This window comes from Pseudomonas sp. NPDC090752, from assembly GCF_055584805.1.
On sequence record NZ_JBVJLI010000012.1, the window covers coordinates 38,551 to 56,872 of the forward strand.

The 18,322-nt window shown below is 61.5% G+C and carries 12 protein-coding genes; 9 read left to right on the plus strand and 3 right to left on the minus strand.

Annotation, left to right across the window (positions count from 1 at the left end; genetic code table 11):
- Window positions 1–177: 177 nt before the first annotated feature.
- The 5 genes from mexE to ACZ6YA_RS17035 all read left to right on the plus strand — a co-directional run bounded on the left by mexE (window position 178) and on the right by ACZ6YA_RS17035 (window position 8,925).
- Window positions 178–1,419: a multidrug efflux RND transporter periplasmic adaptor subunit MexE gene (mexE, locus tag ACZ6YA_RS17015; RefSeq protein ID WP_465898270.1), complete on the plus strand. Its 1,242-nt coding sequence runs from the start codon at window positions 178–180 to the stop codon at window positions 1,417–1,419.
- Window positions 1,420–1,431: 12 nt separating this feature from the next.
- Complete coding sequence (locus ACZ6YA_RS17020) at window positions 1,432–4,611, plus strand: efflux RND transporter permease subunit (RefSeq protein ID WP_400803503.1); 3,180 nt, start codon at window positions 1,432–1,434, stop codon at window positions 4,609–4,611.
- On the plus strand, window positions 4,608–6,023 hold the full coding sequence (locus ACZ6YA_RS17025; protein ID WP_465898271.1) for an efflux transporter outer membrane subunit: 1,416 nt from the start codon (window positions 4,608–4,610) through the stop codon (window positions 6,021–6,023). The genes ACZ6YA_RS17020 and ACZ6YA_RS17025 overlap by 4 nt, the downstream gene beginning before the upstream one ends.
- Window positions 6,024–6,168: 145 nt before the next feature.
- Complete coding sequence (locus tag ACZ6YA_RS17030) at window positions 6,169–7,224, plus strand: tetratricopeptide repeat protein (protein WP_465898272.1); 1,056 nt, start codon at window positions 6,169–6,171, stop codon at window positions 7,222–7,224.
- A gap of 93 nt (window positions 7,225–7,317) precedes the next feature.
- The gene (locus tag ACZ6YA_RS17035; protein ID WP_465898273.1) at window positions 7,318–8,925 is read left to right on the plus strand and encodes a response regulator; all 1,608 of its coding nucleotides are present in this window, start codon (window positions 7,318–7,320) and stop codon (window positions 8,923–8,925) included.
- A gap of 6 nt (window positions 8,926–8,931) precedes the next feature.
- Here the strand turns inward: ACZ6YA_RS17035 and ACZ6YA_RS17040 are convergent, their stop codons facing one another.
- Window positions 8,932–10,920: an ATP-binding protein gene (locus ACZ6YA_RS17040; RefSeq protein WP_465898274.1), complete on the minus strand. Its 1,989-nt coding sequence runs from the start codon at window positions 10,918–10,920 to the stop codon at window positions 8,932–8,934.
- A 332-nt stretch (window positions 10,921–11,252) separates the two neighbouring features.
- Between ACZ6YA_RS17040 and ACZ6YA_RS17045 the strand changes: the two genes are divergently transcribed.
- Both ACZ6YA_RS17045 and ACZ6YA_RS17050 read left to right on the plus strand, forming a co-directional pair.
- Complete coding sequence (locus tag ACZ6YA_RS17045) at window positions 11,253–11,930, plus strand: type 1 glutamine amidotransferase domain-containing protein (protein ID WP_465898275.1); 678 nt, start codon at window positions 11,253–11,255, stop codon at window positions 11,928–11,930.
- 136 nt (window positions 11,931–12,066) lie between these two features.
- On the plus strand, window positions 12,067–12,702 hold the full coding sequence (locus ACZ6YA_RS17050) for a CSS-motif domain-containing protein (RefSeq protein ID WP_465898276.1): 636 nt from the start codon (window positions 12,067–12,069) through the stop codon (window positions 12,700–12,702).
- 187 nt (window positions 12,703–12,889) lie between these two features.
- On the opposite strand, the gene hppD is transcribed toward ACZ6YA_RS17050, so the two are convergent.
- Entirely contained in the window at window positions 12,890–13,966 is a 1,077-nt protein-coding gene (gene hppD, locus ACZ6YA_RS17055; protein WP_465898277.1) for a 4-hydroxyphenylpyruvate dioxygenase, read from the minus strand.
- Between the two features lie 302 nt (window positions 13,967–14,268).
- Here hppD and ACZ6YA_RS17060 point away from each other — a divergent pair, with 302 nt between their 5' ends.
- Together ACZ6YA_RS17060 and rarD are read left to right on the plus strand one after the other, a co-directional pair.
- Window positions 14,269–15,855 (plus strand): EAL domain-containing protein, encoded by a 1,587-nt coding sequence (locus tag ACZ6YA_RS17060; RefSeq protein WP_465898278.1) that lies wholly within the window; start codon window positions 14,269–14,271, stop codon window positions 15,853–15,855.
- A gap of 34 nt (window positions 15,856–15,889) precedes the next feature.
- The gene (gene rarD, locus ACZ6YA_RS17065) at window positions 15,890–16,777 is read left to right on the plus strand and encodes an EamA family transporter RarD (protein ID WP_465898279.1); all 888 of its coding nucleotides are present in this window, start codon (window positions 15,890–15,892) and stop codon (window positions 16,775–16,777) included.
- Here the strand turns inward: rarD and ACZ6YA_RS17070 are convergent.
- The gene (locus ACZ6YA_RS17070; RefSeq protein ID WP_465898280.1) at window positions 16,740–18,311 is read right to left on the minus strand and encodes a TerC family protein; all 1,572 of its coding nucleotides are present in this window, start codon (window positions 18,309–18,311) and stop codon (window positions 16,740–16,742) included. The two genes, rarD and ACZ6YA_RS17070, sit on opposite strands and share 38 nt — an antisense overlap.
- Window positions 18,312–18,322 lie beyond the last annotated feature (11 nt).

Sequence of the window (18,322 nt, forward strand, 5' to 3'; positions counted from 1 at the left end):
GAGGGTGTCTGCATCGGCCGCTTCGCGGGCCAGCGCAGGCACCCTAGCATGCCCATCATCGATGAAATATCCAGAGATATCATTGCCCGTGATAATAACCTTCGCTGCGTTCGATTCGTGCGTCACGCGCAAGGCACTCACACTCCGCCCACTACTAATATCTTGGCGGAGTTCTCCATGGACCACTCACTCAAACCCTTGCGCTTTCCCCTCGCTGCCCTGGCAGTGGTGGTGCTCAGCGCTTGCGGTCGAACCCCAGACGCCGTGCAGGCTCCCGCCGCGCCCAAAGTCACCGTGGCCAAGGTGATCGAACAACCGATCAACGAATGGGACGAGTTTACCGGCCGCCTGGAAGCGCCGGAAACCGTGGAAGTTCGCCCACGGGTCTCCGGCCAGATCGATCAGGTCGGCTTCACCGAAGGTGCCCAGGTCAAGAAAGGCGATCTCTTGTTCCAGATCGACCCACGCCCGTTCCAGGCCGAAGTGCGCCGCCTTGAAGCACAACTGCAACAAGCCAAGGCCACCGCCATCCGCAGCGCCAACGAAGCCCGTCGTGGCGAGCGCCTGCGTGACAGCAATGCCATCTCCGCCGAGCTGGCCGAGTCGCGCAGCAGCGCCGCCGCCGAAGCCCGCGCTGGTGTCGATGCGATCCAGGCCCAACTCGACCTGGCCCGCCTGAACCTCAGCTTCACCCGCGTCACCGCGCCGATCAGTGGCCGCGTCAGCCGCGCCCAGTACACCGCTGGCAACATCGTCAGCGCCGATGTCACGCCGCTGACCAGTGTGGTTTCCACCGACAAGGTCTATGCCTATTTCGACGCCGACGAGCGCGTGTACCTCAAGTACACCCAGCTGGCGCGTGAAGGCCAGCGCGGCCAAGCCACCCCGGTGTACCTGGGCCTGACCAACGAAACCGGCAACCCGCACCTGGGCCAGATGAACTTTGTCGACAACCAGGTCAACCCGCGCACCGGCACCATCCGTGGCCGCGCCGTGTTCGACAACCGTGACGGCCAGTTCACCCCCGGCCTGTATGCGCGCCTGAAGCTGGTGGGTAGCGCCCAGTACGACGCCATGCTGATCAACGATGAAGCCGTGGGCACGGACCTTGGCAAGAAGTTCGTGCTGGTCATGGACAAGGACAACAAGGCCGCTTACCGCGCCGTGGAGCTGGGGCCAAAGCTTGAGGGCCTGCGCATCGTACGCAGTGGCCTGGCCAAGGACGACCGCATCGTGGTCAAGGGCCTGCAACGCGTGCGCCCAGGTTCACAGGTCACCCCAGAAGAAACAGCAATGGCCAGCGAACAGACCCTCGCCGCCCTCGCCCAGCAGCGCCAGGCCCTCGAAGCCAGCAACCCGGCGCAGAAAGTAGCGGGCTCCACTGAGAAAGTCGCCAGCGCCCAGGCGCCACGCGGTTAAGGGACCACATCGATGAACTTTTCGAAATTCTTCATTACCCGGCCGATCTTCGCCGCGGTGCTGTCGCTGGTGCTGCTGATCGCCGGTTCCATCTCGCTGTTCCAGCTGCCGATCAGTGAATACCCGGAAGTGGTACCGCCTACCGTAGTGGTGCGCGCCAACTTCCCCGGCGCCAACCCCAAGGTGATCGGCGAAACCGTCGCTGCGCCGCTGGAGCAGGCCATCACCGGTGTCGAGAACATGCTGTACATGTCCTCGCAGTCCACCGCCGACGGCAAGCTGACCCTGACCATCACCTTCGCCTTGGGCACTGACCTGGACAACGCCCAGGTGCAGGTGCAGAACCGCGTGACCCGCACCCAGCCCAAGCTGCCGGAGGAAGTGACGCGTATCGGTATCACTGTCGACAAGGCCTCGCCCGACCTGACCATGGTCGTGCACCTGACCTCGCCGGACAACCGCTACGACATGCTCTACCTGTCCAACTACGCCATCCTCAATATCAAGGATGAGCTGGCACGCCTGGGCGGCGTGGGTGATGTGCAGCTGTTCGGCATGGGCGACTACTCGCTGCGCGTGTGGCTCGACCCGAACAAGACTGCTTCACGCAACCTGACGGCCAGCGACGTGGTCGCGGCCATCCGCGAGCAGAACCGCCAGGTGGCTGCCGGCCAGTTGGGCGCTCCGCCCGCCCCCGGCTCGACCAGTTTCCAGCTGTCGATCAACACCCAAGGCCGCCTGGTCAACGAGGAAGAGTTCGAGAACATCATCATCCGTGCCGGTGCAGATGGCGAAATCACCCGCCTGAAGGACATCGCTCGAGTCGAGCTCGGCTCCAGCCAATACGCCCTGCGCTCGCTGCTGAACAACCAGCCGGCAGTGGCCATTCCGATCTTCCAGCGCCCAGGCTCCAACGCCATCGAGATCTCCGACGAAGTGCGGGCGAAAATGGCCGAGCTGAAGAAAGACTTCCCGGAAGGGATGGACTACAGCATCGTCTATGACCCGACCATCTTCGTCCGCGGCTCCATCGAAGCGGTGGTGCATACCCTGTTCGAAGCACTGGTGCTGGTGGTGCTGGTGGTGATCCTGTTCCTGCAGACCTGGCGCGCCTCGATCATCCCACTGCTGGCCGTGCCGGTATCGCTGATCGGTACCTTTGCAGTGATGCACCTGTTCGGCTTCTCGCTCAACGCCTTGTCACTGTTCGGGCTGGTGTTGGCTATCGGTATCGTGGTGGACGACGCGATCGTCGTGGTGGAGAACGTCGAGCGCAATATCGGGCTGGGCCTGAAACCGCTGGAAGCCACGCAGAAGGCCATGAGCGAAGTGACCGGCCCGATCATCGCCACCGCCCTGGTGCTGTGCGCGGTGTTCGTACCTGCTGCGTTCATTTCCGGCCTTACCGGGCAGTTCTACAAACAGTTCGCCCTGACCATCGCCATCTCCACCGTGATTTCGGCGTTCAACTCGCTGACCCTGTCGCCGGCGTTGGCTGCAGTGCTGCTCAAGGACCATCACGCGCCCAAGGACCGTTTCTCGCGGTTCCTCGACAAATTGCTGGGCAGCTGGCTGTTCTCGCCGTTCAACCGCTTCTTCGACCGTGCCAGCCACAGTTACGTCGGCGGCGTGCGCCGGGTCATTCGTTCCAGCGGCATCGCCCTGTTCGTCTATGCCGGCCTGATGGGCCTGACCTACCTGGGCTTCTCCTCCACCCCGACCGGTTTCGTGCCGGCCCAGGACAAGCAGTACCTGGTGGCCTTCGCCCAGCTGCCCGACGCCGCCAGCCTCGACCGCACCGAGGCGGTGATCAAGCGCATGAGCGAAATCGCCCTGAAGCAACCTGGCGTTGCCGACTCGGTCGCCTTCCCGGGCCTGTCGATCAACGGTTTCACCAACAGCCCGAACAGCGGCATCGTGTTCACCCCGCTCAAGCCGTTCGATGAGCGCAAGGACCCGAGCCAGTCGGCAGCCGCCATCGCCGCTGCGCTGAACGCCCAGTTCGCCGACATCCAGGACGCCTACATCGCGATCTTCCCACCGCCGCCAGTACAGGGCCTTGGGACCATCGGGGGTTTCCGCCTGCAGATCGAGGACCGCGGCAACCTGGGCTACGAAGCGCTGTACAAGGAAACCCAGAACATCATCGCCAAGAGCCACAACGTGCCGGAGCTGGCGGGCCTGTTCACCAGCTACCAGGTCAACGTGCCACAGGTCGATGCCGCCATCGACCGGGAAAAAGCCAAGACCCACGGCGTGGCGATCACCGACATCTTCGATACCCTGCAGGTTTACCTGGGCTCGCTGTACACCAACGACTTCAACCGCTTTGGTCGCACCTACCAGGTCAACGTCCAGGCCGAACAGCAGTTCCGCCTCGACGCCGAGCAGATCGGCCAGCTGAAGGTGCGCAACAACCTGGGCGAGATGATCCCGCTGGCGACCTTCCTCAAGGTCAGCGACACCTCCGGGCCTGACCGGGTGATGCACTACAACGGCTTCATCACCGCGGAAATCAACGGCGCTGCCGCCCCAGGCTACAGCTCCGGCCAGGCCGAAGCGGCCATCGAGAAACTGCTGAAAGAGGAACTGCCTAACGGCATGACCTTCGAGTGGACCGACCTGACCTACCAGCAGATCCTCTCCGGCAATACCGCGCTGCTGGTGTTCCCGCTGTGCGTACTGCTGGCCTTCCTGGTGCTGGCGGCCCAGTACGAAAGCTGGAGCCTGCCGCTGGCGGTGATCCTGATCGTGCCGATGACCCTGCTGTCAGCCATTACCGGGGTGATCGTCTCAGGTGGCGACAACAACATCTTCACCCAGATCGGCTTGATCGTACTGGTGGGCCTGGCGTGCAAGAACGCGATCCTGATCGTCGAGTTCGCCAAGGATGAACAGGCCAAGGGCCTCGACCCGCTGGCGGCGGTTCTGGAAGCCTGCCGCCTGCGTCTGCGGCCGATCCTGATGACTTCGATCGCCTTCATCATGGGCGTGGTACCACTGGTGTTCTCCTCCGGTGCTGGTTCGGAAATGCGCCATGCCATGGGTGTCGCGGTGTTCTCGGGGATGATCGGTGTGACCGTGTTCGGCCTGTTCCTGACCCCGGTGTTCTTCTTCCTGATCCGCCGTTTCGTCGAGCGTCGCCAGGCCCGCAAGGCCGCACGCGTTCAATCGTTGGAGAGCCACGCATGAACCTGCTCAAACCGCTGACTCCGAGCCTGCTGGCACTGGCCCTGGCGGCCTGTGCAGTAGGCCCTGACTACCAGACGCCGGCCACTGAACCGGCGCAATTCGACAGCGCTGTGCAGGCCAAGGCCTTCGACCGCAGCCGCTTCGAGAGCGTGTGGTGGAAGCAGTTCGACGACCCGGTGCTGAACCAACTGGTGCAAGCGTCGCTGGACGGCAACCGTGACCTGCGCGTGGCCTTCGCCCGGCTCAAATCGGCGCGGGCGATTCGCGATGACGCCGCCAATGACCAATTGCCGGTGGTCACCAGCCGTACCAGCAGCGAAATCGGCAAGGGCCAGATTCCCGGTCAGACCGAACAGCGGGTCAACAGCGAGCGCTACGACCTGGGCCTGGATATGGCCTGGGAGCTCGACCTGTTCGGCCGCATCCAGCGCCAGATCGAAGCCAGCGATGCCCAGGCGGATGCTGCCCAGGCCGACCTGCAACAGCTGCAGGTCAGCCTGATCGCCGAACTGGTCGACGCCTACGGCCAGCTGCGGGGCGCGCAACTGCGCGAGAATATCGCCGTGGCCAACCTCAAGACCCAGCAGGAATCGCGCACCATCACCGTGACCCTGCGCGACGCTGGGGTCGGCAACGAGCTCGACGTGGTGCGGGCCGATGCCCGCTTGGCCGGGGTCGAAGCCACCGTGCCACAGCTGCAAGCGGTTCAAGCCCGTGCGCGTCACCGCATCGCCACCTTGCTTGGCCAGCGCCCAGATGCGTTGAGCGTTGACCTCTCGCCCAAGGCCTTGCCGGCCATCGCCAAGGCGCTGCCAGTGGGCGATCCGGGTGAGCTGCTGCGCCGCCGCCCGGACATCCGCAGCGCCGAGCGCCAACTGGCGGCGGCCACTGCCAATGTCGGCGTGGCCACTGCCGACCTGTTCCCACGTGTAAGCCTCAGCGGTTTCCTCGGCTTTACCGCCGCGCGCGGTTCGCAGATAGGCTCCTCGGCGGCCAATGCCTGGAGCCTGGGGCCAAGCATCACCTGGGCGGCGTTCGACCTGGGCAGCGTGCGGGCCCGCCTGCGGGGCGCCAAGGCTGATGCCGAAGGTGCCCTGGCCAACTATGAGCAGCAGGTCTTGCTGGCCCTGGAAGAGTCGGCCAACGCCTTCAGTGACTACGACAAGACCCAGCAGCGGCTGTTGTCGCTAATGCGCCAGAGCGATGCTAGCCGCAAAGCGGCAGAGCTGGCCTCGGTGCGCTATCGCGAAGGCACGGTGGACTATCTCGTGCTGCTGGACGCCGAGCGTGAACGGCTGAGCGCCGAAGACGCCCAGGCGCAGGGCGAAGTCGACCTGTATCGCGGCATTGTCTCGATCTACAAGGCCCTTGGCGGCGGCTGGCAGCCGGAAGCGCTAGCCAGCACACGCTGATCAACGTTTTTGCAACGACTCCTTTGGTTGGATCCTCCCCCAACCGTTTGCCCCGCAGGCTGAGGCCTGCGGGGCTTTTTTATGCGGCTTGCACCCCAATGCAATCTGCCCCAAGCTCTCCCTTTCCCCCGCCATGGACCGCCCGATGCCCAGACGTCACCGTTACCTGATCGCTGTGTTGCTGCTGATCCTGGTATCGGTCGGTATCCTGTACCTGCGCAAAGATTCCCCACCAACAGCGCCAGCACTCCCTGCGCACAGCTACGCCAAGGCCCTGCGCCAGGCACACGAAGGCCAGCCGGGCGCCGCGCGGGTGCTGTACCAACAACTGCAACGTGACGACCTGGCGCCGATCCGTCGCGCGGCCCTGTATGCCGAGCTGCCAAATTACCCGTCACCACAAGCGCTGAAACTGGCACGCGTGGACCTGGAAAACGATGAGCCACTGGTGCGTCGCGCCGCCATCGCCAGCATTCGCCGTCTGCTGCCGGCGGCGCAACGCAGCCTGGTGCTGGGGCCGTTGCTGGACGACGACGAGCAGAGCGTGCGCTTCGCCGCCGTCGATGCCTTGCTCGGCCTTGATCCAGACGCCATCGGCCTGTACTTCGGGCCGCTGCAGGTCGCGCTGGAGCAGTATCAGCAGGCGTTGGAGCAGCAGCCTGAAGATGCCGATGCCCAGGTGCACCTGGCGCGTCTGTACCTGCACGAAAATGACTACCCTCTAGCGGCCGCTGCGCTGCAGCGCAGCCTCGCGCTGGCCCCGGAAAACGCCGACGCCCTGGCGACCCAGGTACGCCTACTGGAGCGCCAGGCCCATCACGACCAGTCCAGGCAAGTCCTGGCAAAGGCCCTGGCATTGCGCCCAGATTCAGCCTTCCTGCAATACGAGCTGGGGCTCTGGCTGATCCGCCATGACCAGCGCGAGTACGCCCTGCTCGCCTTGTCGCGGGCAGTCGAACTCGAGCCGGACAATGCCGATTATCGCTACACCCTGGCCGTGACCCTGCACGACCTTGAACAGTCCGATGCGGCACAGAAACAGCTGGAAACCTTGCTCAGCCGGCAACCTGCCAACCGCCGGGCACGGGTGCTGTTGATCCAGTACTGGAAAGAAACCGGGCAATTGCAGAACGTCCAGGTTCTGCTGGCCGAACTTGAGCGGCAGAACCCGGACGATCCTTTCTTGCAGCAAGGGCTATAGATGTGTTGAACCCTGGGTGGATGCCTGTGGTCCAGAGGGTATTGGATCATTCACGGCATTGGCCGCCTGCGGCGGTGCCCAAGGAGAATCGCATTGGCCAGCACGCTGTCGCTAGACGAACGTGCCCTGATTCTGGCACCCACGCAACTCGCCATGGACACGTCCACGTACCTGGCGAGTGTGGGTATCGATTGCCTGTGCTCATCCGACATCAGCCATTTGCGCGATGACCTTGGAGAAGGTGCAGGCCTGGCGATCATCGACGAAATTACGCTCAACAACTGCAAAAGCGAGTTGTTGCAAGGGTTCATCGACCAGCAACCCCCCTGGTCGGATCTGCCAATCGTGTTGCTCACACAGACCGCGCAAGCCTCACCCTCCCTAACACCTAACGACCATCCGTTAGGTAACTTGACGTTGCTGGCGATTCCGTTTGAACAAGAACAATTGCGTGACGTGATCACAATCGCGTTACGCCACCGCCGGCGGCAGTACCGGGCGCGCGACCAGGTACTTGAGCTGCAGCAGCGGCTGGATGCCCGAAGCCCGGAGCAGCAGGCGGCGGAGCTGGCGATGCAACAAAACCGCAAGATGGAGGCCATCGGCCAACTGGCCGGTGGTGTAGCACATGACTTCAATAATCTGCTGACCAGCATTGGCGGCAGTTTCGAATTGATCGACCGGCGTTTGAAACAAGGCAGTACCCAGGGCGTCGAGAACTTCCTCAGCATGGGCCGGGACGCCGTATCACGCGCGGCGAGACTGACCCATCGCCTGCTGGCATTTTCCTCCAGGCAATCGCTGCACAGTCAACACATTGACTTACATGCATTGTTGCAACCCCAACGGCTGGAGGCGGTACTTGAAGTTGACGTGGCACTCGAACTGCAACTTCCTTCAGACCTTTGGCCAGTGCAGGCCGACGAATTACAACTGCAAGAAGCGCTCGACAACCTTCTACTCAATGCCCGTGAGGCCATGCCCAGTGGTGGACGGCTGCGCATCGAGGCGAGCAATCGCAAGATAGCGGCTAAGCAGTTCGCCGACGGCGGACTGGCACGAGGTGAGTATGCTTGCCTGAGTATCATCGATGAAGGCCAGGGCATGTCGCAAAGCACCTTGGAACATGCCTTCGAGCCGTTCTTCAGTACCAAACCGGTGGGTCAAGGTATCGGCCTGGGTCTTTCAATGGTTTATGGCTTCAGCAAACAGTCGCAAGGGCATGTGGAGCTACACAGCCAGATTGGCCAGGGTACTCGTGTGGACCTTTATCTACCGCGTCACGTCGACCAGGCGCAAGCGCAAAGGCCCGCACCGACGCTGCCAACCGGCAATGGCCGCGACGTGTTAGTGGTTGAAGACGACCCGCATGTGCGGCAACTGCTATGCGATGCCCTCCTGGACCACGGCTACCCATGCCGCAGTGCCTGCAATGCCAGCGAAGCGTTGCAGGTGTTGCGCTCTTCCCAAGCCATCGATTTGCTGATCAGCGATGTCGGCCTACCGGGCATGAATGGTCGCCAACTGGCAGAGATTGCCCGCACGTTGCGCCCGCAGCTGCCGGTCCTGTTCATTACCGGCTACGCCGAGACGGCCATGGCCCGCGAGGGATTTCTCGGGCCGGGCATGCAGTTGATTTGCAAACCCTTCGCACTCAGCAAGTTACAGGAGCAAGTGGCGCAAATACTCGGTGACGGTTGAGCCGCGTCACTCGATCAGCATCAGTAAGGCCTGGTTGCCCAAGGCTGCCAGCTCGAAGGGTTTGAGCATCAGCGCGGTACCTGGCACCTCAAGCAGTTGCGGCTCCAGAGGATGGTCGGTGTATCCCGTGATAAAAAGAATTTTCTGATCTGGGTTGATCATGCGCATCGCTCGGGCCACTTGACGCCCGCTGAAGCCCCCTGGCAAGCCGATGTCGGTGATCACCAGATCGAAGGGGCCATCATGACGGAACCGCTCCAGCGCGGAATTGGCATCTGTTGCGTCGCATATTTCGAAACCACGCTCATGAAGCGCCTCGCGCATGAGTGAGCGCAGATTATGCTCGTCGTCGACCAGCAGCAGCCGCTGACCGCTCGCCCGCGACAGCGGCGGCGCGGGTAGCGCAGGCACTGGAGGAATCGCCTCATGGCAACGAGGGAATAGCATGCAGACTTTTGTGCCCTGGTCCTGAACCGATTCTATCCAGATGTAACCGCCAGACTGGCCGACAAAACCATGGACCATCGGCAACCCCAGCCCGGAACCTCGCCCGGCAGGCTTGCTGGTGAAAAACGGTTCGAACGCTCTGGCTACATCCTCGGCCGGCATGCCATGGCCATCGTCGAGCACCTGCAAGGCAACATAGTCTCCGGGCGGCAGGCCATCCTGGTCCGGAAACGCGCAGGCAAGGCGCGTGTTGATGGTGCGAATCGTCACGTTGCCACGCCCCAGGCATGCGTCGCGGGCATTGACACACAAGTTGACCAAGCTGTTTTCCAGTTGCGCGATATCGAGCGAGACGGTCCACGGCTCAACGTCCATTTCCCACGCCAAGCGTATCTCCGCTCCCAGAGCCTGGCGCAGGAACGGTTCCGAGTTCAAAAGCTGGGTATTCATGTCCAGGGGCCTGGGTGCAAGCGGCTGATGGCGAGAAAACGCCAGCAGGCGGTGGGTCAGATTCATCGCCCGCTGCACCGAGTCGCGGGCCAATTCCACGTAATTGTCTACCCGCTCCAGGCGCCCTTGACCGAGGCGCCGTTGCAATAACTCCAGGCTGCCGCCGATACCTGACAACAGGTTGTTCAACTCATGGGCCATGCCACCTGCGAGATGCCCGACGGCCTCCAGCCGCTGAGTGTTTCGCAACAAGGCCTCGGACTGACGCATGGCCTCCTCGCGGTCCGCAGAGATATCCCGTCCTACCGCAGTCAGCAGCGTACCGTCAAAACTGGCCGTCCAGCGGAACCAGCGGTAATGACCCTCCACATGGCGCATGCGGGTTTCGAGCTGCTCAGCGCCCCGCTCACGGACGAAGTCGGTTACTGATACTTTCACCTCGGCACGGTCAGCGGGGTGAATCAGTTGCAGAATCGGCAAGTCTTTCACTTGCTGCACGCTCCAGCCCAGCATGCGGTGCCAGGCGGGGTTGGCAGCTTGCAACTTGAGATCGCGCGTGACGGTGATCATGGCATCGCCCGACAGTTGCCACATGTATTCGCGATCATTCATGTAGCGCTTGATCTGGCGCTCGAAGGTCTGCGCCTGCTCGCGCCATTTGCTATGGGCATCGACACTGGCGGTGGTTTCGATCACCGTATGCAGAAACCCAACTACGTCGTGTTGCTCGTCGCGAATGGGCGTGTAACTGAAGGCATACCATGCCTTGACGCCGGTTTTGGCGCACTCGATCCACAGGGGTTGATCTTCGACGAAGCTGGAACCGCCCTCCAGGGCCTTGAACACCCAGGCGCCGATATTCCCCCAGGCCCTCTCCCACAGCTTGTCGAAGCCCTTGCCCAAAGCGTGTTCAAGACCCTCGAGCAACATCACATAGGCGTCATTGTGGATGACCGTCATGTTCGGCCCCCAAACCACGGCGCTGGGAAATGGCGATTGGAGCATCATGTCGACCGCGATGCGCAAAGACGCCTGCCAGTGAGGCAGCGGCCCAGGGCCTGCTTGTCGCCAGTCGAAATGCGCGATTCTCTCGCCCATACCGCCTGTCGACGGACCGTCGGCGGACAATTGGCTGCCGCGAGGCGAAAGTGAGTGCGAATTGCCGTTAGCGACCAAGGGGTTATTCCCGCCTTTGCTCTGGGATGTTCAAGGTTTCCCGCATCATCATCTGCAAAAAGCGCCGATGCAACAGCAGCTGTGTGAACCGGCTCGCAGTTGAACTACCGAAGGGCCACTGGGGAAATACGTACCCACAACAGTAGCACAACGCCATTAATCGTACGGCGTGCCTGCAAAGCACAGCTATGCTGTTTAGGTTTCCCTGCTCCATGGACTGACTTAGCAGTTTGCCTACAGATAGGAGTGTAGTGATGAACAAGAAGATTCTGGTGGTGCTGACCAATACTGCCAAATATCCGACCCTGAACAGGGCCACCGGCTTGTGGCTGGGTGAGGCTGTACATTTTGTCGATAAAGTCCAGCAGGCAGGGTTCACAGTGGACTATGTCAGCCCCGCTGGCGGTTATGTGCCGGTCGACCCTCACAGCCTACAGATGGCCCCTGACTTGGACTGGCAGTATTACAACACCCGATCGTTCATGAACCGTCTGGGCAGTACGCTCAGCCCCGGCGAGGTCAACGCCGAGGAGTACTGCGCCATTTATTACAGCGGTGGTCACGGAGTGATGTGGGACTTTCCGGATAACACCGCGCTGCAGGACCTGGCGCGCAAGATATACGAAAGCAACGGTGTGGTGGCCGCTGTCTGTCATGGCGTAGTAGGCCTGTTGAACATCAAGCTCAGTGATAACCGGCTGCTGCTCAAGGAACGTCAGGTTACCGGGTTTTCCAACACCGAGGAAAAGCTTGCCGGACTTGAAGAAGCAGTGCCTTTTCTCACGGAAAACGAGCTGGTTGCACGAGGGGGTAACTACAGCAAGCATGACGAGCCCTGGAAGTCTTTCGTGATCACCGATGGCCGCCTGATCACTGGACAGAATCCGGCATCCACCGCGGCACTGGCGGAAGCGGTAATGCTAGCGATCTGAAATGTCTCAATCCGACAGAGTGATACACCGAATCGCCCTAGGCCGTCTGGTCCAGGACTACAGAATGTAAGGCGCTGAACACATAGGCTTTTCGTGATCTGTCCATCTGCGACAGCGTCTCGAACAGGAAAAGCCTATGTCAAAAATTATCTATGCCGGTCGATGTTTGATGGAGTTGCTTTTAGCACTGGCAATCGGCTTGATACCTGTGGGTATAGGCCTGATGGCCATGCTTCACCAGCAGGAAAAGAGACTTGCCGATAACGCACGCTACGCGGTCCAGGAAGCGATCTTCGCTGTCGACCGACCGCTGGAAAGGCTGCACGCAGCGGCCAATAACGCCCTGGCGGTAGCGGGCAATTCCTGCGAGGAAGTGCGGGAGACTTTGCTCAAACAAATCGATATAACTCAGGACCTACGCTCGCTGGCACTCATGGAAAAGGGCCGCACTTACTGCAACACGCTGGGCACGTTGACTTATCACGACGCTTATTTCGCTGATGCGCAAGTACCGCTGCAGTTGATATTCGACACCCCGTCCACCCCTGGCAGGGTGATCCTCAGCTACCAGGTTCGACGCGGCGACGTAAGTGCAATCGCGACCACCTATGCCACTCAACTTCGCAATGAACTGCATGGGTTTCAAGATGGGCTGAACGTGCTTATTGAATTCGGTGATTCATACCTGTGGGCGCTTGGCAACAGCCGCGATGCTGACCGCCCTTCCCAAGCCGAACACCTGGAAACCGGCGTATCGAAACAATATGGCTAAACCGTGACGGCCGGATATGCGCAGGGTTTCAGTGCTCGGGAGGCACGCCAAGCCGCAATGCAAACCCTTCCCTCCCTCGTACTGGTCGGGATTGCAACGGGATCGATCTTCTACTGGGCCGTGTTCAGGCGGCGCGGCATGCGACAGGGCAACGCCGTCAACCAGGCGTGACGGCGCACCCTGACACTCACTCTACATCGAGCACACCGCGGCGCACCTGGTCGCGCTCGATGGACTCGAACAATGCCTTGAAGTTGCCTTCACCGAAGCCGTCGTCACCCTTGCGCTGGATGAACTCGAAGAACACCGGACCGAGCAGGGTTTCCGAGAAAATCTGCAACAGTAGACGCTTGTCACCCGACTCGGAGGCGCCGTCGAGCAGAATACCGCGGGCCTGCAACTGGTCGACTGGCTCACCGTGACCCGGCAGGCGCCCCTCGAGCATTTCGTAATACGTCTGTGGCGGAGCGGTCATGAAGCGCATGCCGTAGCCCTTGAGCGCATCCCAGGTCTTGATCAGGTCGTCGGTAAGGAAGGCAACATGCTGGATGCCCTCGCCGTTGAACTGCATCAGGAATTCTTCGATCTGCCCCGCCCCTTTGGAGGACTCCTCGTTGAGCGGAATTCGGATCATGCCGTCGGGTGCCGTCATGGCCTTGGAGGTCAGGCCGGTATATTCACCCTTGATGTCGAAGTAACGAATTTCACGGAAGTTGAACAGCTTCTCGTAGAACCCGGCCCAATACGCCATGCGCCCGCGATAGACGTTATGGGTCAGGTGGTCGATGATCTTCAGGCCCGCCCCCACTGGGTTGCGGTCTACACCTTCGATGAAATTGAAGTCGATGTCATAAATCGAGCTACCTTCCTCGAAACGGTCGATCAGGTACAGCGGCGCACCGCCAATACCCTTGATTGCCGGCAGGCGCAGCTCCATCGGACCAGTTTCGATCTCGACCGGCTGGGCACCCAGCTCCAGGGCGCGGGCATAGGCTTCATGGGCGTTGCGCACGCGGAAGGCCATGCCGCACACCGAAGCGCCATGCTCGGCAGCAAAATAAGAAGCGACACTCTTAGGCTCGTTGTTGAGGATCAGGTTGATGTCGCCCTGGCGATACAGGTGCACATCCTTGGAGCGGTGGGTGGCTACCTTGGTGAAGCCCATTATCTGGAAGACCGGTTCCAGTACGCCAGGCGTTGGCGAAGCCAGCTCAATGAATTCGAAGCCCATCAGGCCCATTGGGTTTTCAAAGATGTCAGCCATGTTCGTATCCTCATCTGCAGCGAAATATTAGTGAATGCCTGGGATGTGAGGAAACGATGGCGGTGCGCACGGAATACCGCGCACGCTGCGGGCGAGGAAGTCACCAATGATCAGCTTGAACCCTTGGTTTTTCATATGGACCCAATCTCGGTGGGGTTTGATTCTTCGGTGAAGAAGAACCTTATTGTTGTATTCGTAAATCGATTCTACAGGGCGTAAATTCCTTTGTCGCGCGTTTGTTCGTCATGCGCGCCGACAAACGGCTATTCTCAGCACGTTCCCCTCTACGAAGATAGGCCAGCATGCCCCTGCGCATAAACCGTCCCGCCCGCTGCAGCTGGCGCAACCTGCTGCCATGGGGAATTGGCGCAGTGCCTTTGGCATTCGGCCTGTTGGTGATGAACTGGCAGATCGAACGCGAACTGCGCGCCAGCAGCCAGGCCACCACGCTCCAGGTGGTGCAGCAGGTCGAGCGTATCCTCGATAGTTTGGCCAGCACCGCGCACACCCTGCTGCCCCTGGCCGGCAGCCCGTGCGAGCAGGTTCAGCTGACCTTGCGCAGTCAGGTCACGCGCAACGCCTTCGTGCGCTCGACCAATCTGTTCCGCGACAACACCCTTTATTGCACATCGTTGTTCGGCGAGTTCGATGAGCCGGTCGATGCCGGCGACTACACCGACGGCAAACTGTGGCTGATGGATGGCAACTCGGTGACCCCAGGCCATGCCTTGCTGGTCTACCGTGCCAGCAATGGCGGCGACGGTGCCATCGTCACCGTTGATGGCGACCACCTGCTGACCGCGCTGCGCCTCATCGGCCCCGACGAAGCGCTGCACCTGCGTGTAGGCCATGCCTGGTTAGGCAAAGATGGCGCGGTGCAGCAAGGCCAACCACCCGTTGCCCCGCTCGCGAATACCACCCTGGGGTCGACCCGCTACCCGTTCAGCGTGCATGGCGGTTACGCCGCCGACAAGCGCGGTGAACTCATGCGCAGTCATTACCCGGCGCTACTCAGTCTGCTGCTGTTGCTGGGGGTTGCGGCCGGTACGGTGTGTCGCTGGCAAATTCGCCGCGCCAACTCACCTCGCGCCGAGCTGCGCCGTGCCCTGGAGGCCGATGAGTTCCTGCCGTATTTCCAGCCTGTGGTGTGCAAGGGCGATTACCGCTGGGCCGGCGCCGAAGTGCTGATGCGCTGGAACCATCCGCATGAAGGCCTGGTACGTCCCGACCTGTTCATCCCCTATGCCGAACACAGTGGGCAAATCGTCGAGATGACCCGCGCACTGATGCTGCATACGGCGCATGTCCTGGCGCCTTACGCGGCATTGCTCGAAGACGGCTTCCATGTCGGCATCAACATCACCGCCGACCATTGCCGCGACCTGTCGCTCGTGGACGACTGCAGGACCTTCCTTCAGCATTTTCCGCCCGGACGGGTGGTCCTGACCGTGGAGCTGACCGAACGCAAGCTGATCGAGGCCACCCCCGTCGCACTGGAACTCTTCGAAAAACTGCACGACATGGGCGTGATGATCGCCCTGGACGACTTCGGCACCGGCCAATCCAGCCTCAACTACCTGCGCCAGTTCAAGGTCGACTACCTGAAGATCGACCAGAGCTTCGTGGCAATGATCGGTGGTGATGCGCTTTCGCTGCACATACTCGACAGCATCATCGAGCTGTCCGGCAAATTGGGGCTTGGCATTGTCGCCGAAGGTGTGGAAACCGAAGTACAGCGTGACTACCTGGCCCGACACGGGGTGGACTTCCAGCAAGGCTTCCTGTTCGCCCGCCCGATGCCTGCGGCCGAGTTCCTCCAGGCCTTGGCTGGCCGTCCAGGCATTGTACGGTTGCCGCAGGGCACGCCCCCTGAGATCATGCGCGGCTGACCCACCCGCTCACCTCCCCCTGTTCGAGGCATTCGTGTCAAAAGGCATTATCTGTTCGGTCACGGCGTCCTGCCTGTTCGCCGTGATGTACTTCTATACCTCCCTGCTCACGCCGCTCGATGGCGAAGAGATCTTTGGCTGGCGCACCCTCTTGACCCTGCCCTGCCTGACGTTGTTCATGCTCGTCAGCAAAGACTGGAAACGGGTCGGCGAGCTGCTCGGACGTGTGCGCCAGACACCCCTGCTGCTGCTGGGCATGATCGGTACCTCATGGTTGATGGGGGTGCAGCTATGGCTGTTCCTGTGGGCGCCGCTGCATGGGCGTAGCCTGGAGGTGTCGATGGGCTACTTCTTGCTGCCCTTGGCAATGGTGTTGACGGGGCGGCTGGTCTACGGCGAACGCCTGTCACGCCTGCAAAAAGTGGCGGTGAGTTTTGCTGTACTGGGCGTAGGTCACGAGCTGTACCAGAACGGCAGCTTTGCCTGGGAAACCCTGCTGGTGATGATCGGCTACCCGATCTACTTCGTCCTGCGACGACGCTGCCGCACCGACCACCTGGGCGGCCTGTGGTGCGACATGTGCCTGTTGCTGCCGTGGGCCCTGTATTTCGTGATCCAAGGGCCACTGTCGAGCGCGGACCTGCTCGGACACCCTGGCCTGTACGCGTTGATCCCGGTGCTCGGGGCGATCAGTGCCTCGGCCCTGATCGCCTACGTATTGGCCAGTCGCCTGTTACCGTTCAGCCTGTTTGGCCTGCTCAGCTACGTCGAGCCGGTGCTGCTGGTCGGCGTGGCGCTGTTGCTGGGCGAGACCATTGGCCCGGATCAGTGGCTGACGTACCTGCCGATCTGGGCCGCGGTGCTGGTGCTGGTACTCGAAGGTTTCAAGCACCTGATGCGTCAACGTCGGCGTTCGGTTTAAGGCGTACCTGGCGTACCCGCCGTTCTTCCACCTCCACCACGGTCATGTCCCAGCCGTTCCAGGCCAGCTGGTCGCCGACCACCGGCAGGCGGTCCAGCAGGCTCATCACCAGGCCCGCGAGGGTCTGGTAATCCTCGGTAGCGCGGGCACTGAAACCGGTCCGCGCCTGTACCTGGCTAAGGTTCAGCGCACCGCTGACGACGAAGCCGCCGGCCTCTTCGACGATCCCCGGACCCTCCACTTCGCTGGCGTCGGGCAGCTCACCGGCAATCGACTCAAGGATATCGGTCATGGTCAGCAAGCCGGTGAAATCACCGAACTCGTTGACCACGAAGGCGATGTGCGTCGACTGGCTACGCATCTGCTCCAGCGCGTTGAGAATGCTGAAACTCTCCAGCAGGTTCAACGGCGCCCGGGCCATCCGTTCGAGGTCTGGCTGACTGCCCGACAGTAGCTCCTTGAGCAGCTCCTTCTTGTGCACGAAGCCCACAGGTTCATCGATACGGCCGTCGCGAATCAGCGGCAGACGCGAGTATGGCGAGTTGGCGAGCGCCTCGGTGATAGCCGCCGCAGGCTGCGCCAGGTCGAGGACATCGACTTCGGCGCGGGCGGTCATCACCGTACGGATCGGCCGCTCGGCCAGGTTCAGCACACCACTGATCATCACCCGCTCGCGGCGGTCGAACAGCACGTGTTCCTCGCCACCCTCAACCAGATCGGCGATTTCTTCACCTACCTCGTCAGCTTCGACCCTGCGCCCGCCCAGCAAGCGCAACACAGCGTGGGCGGTGCGCTCACGCAGCGGTCGGTGCTGCTGCAGGCTGCGCTTGCGGCGAGCCCGGGCCAACTGGTTGAACATCTCGATGAGGATCGAGAAACCAATGGCCGCGTACAGATAACCTTTCGGGATATGGAAGCCCAAGCCTTCGGCAGTCAGGCTGAAACCGATCATCATCAGGAAGCCCAGGCACAGCATGATCACTGTCGGGTGGGCGTTGACGAAGCGGGTCAGCGGTTTGCTGGCAACGATCATGATGCCGATCGAGAAGATGACCGCGATCATCATGATCGACAGTTCTTCGACCATGCCCACGGCGGTAATCACCGCATCCAGCGAGAACACCGCGTCGAGCACGACGATCTGCGCCACGATTGGCCAGAACGCAGCATGGCGCAGCGTACCGCTGGCCTGCGTGACATGGCCTTCCAGGCGTTCGTGCAATTCCATGGTGGCCTTGAACAACAGGAACACACCACCGAACAGCATGATCAGGTCACGGCCGGAGAAGCTCTTGCCGAACACCTCGAACAGCGGCGCGGTCAGCGTGACCATCCACGAGATACTGGCCAGCAGGCCCAGACGCATGATCAGCGCCAGGCTCAGGCCGATCACCCGAGCACGGTCGCGTTGGTGCGGTGGCAGCTTGTCGGCGAGGATGGCGATAAACACCAGGTTGTCGATGCCCAGCACCAGCTCGAGGACGATAAGCGTCAACAGGCCCAGCCAGGCCGTGGGGTCGGCTAGCCATTCCATTAGCGGGTACT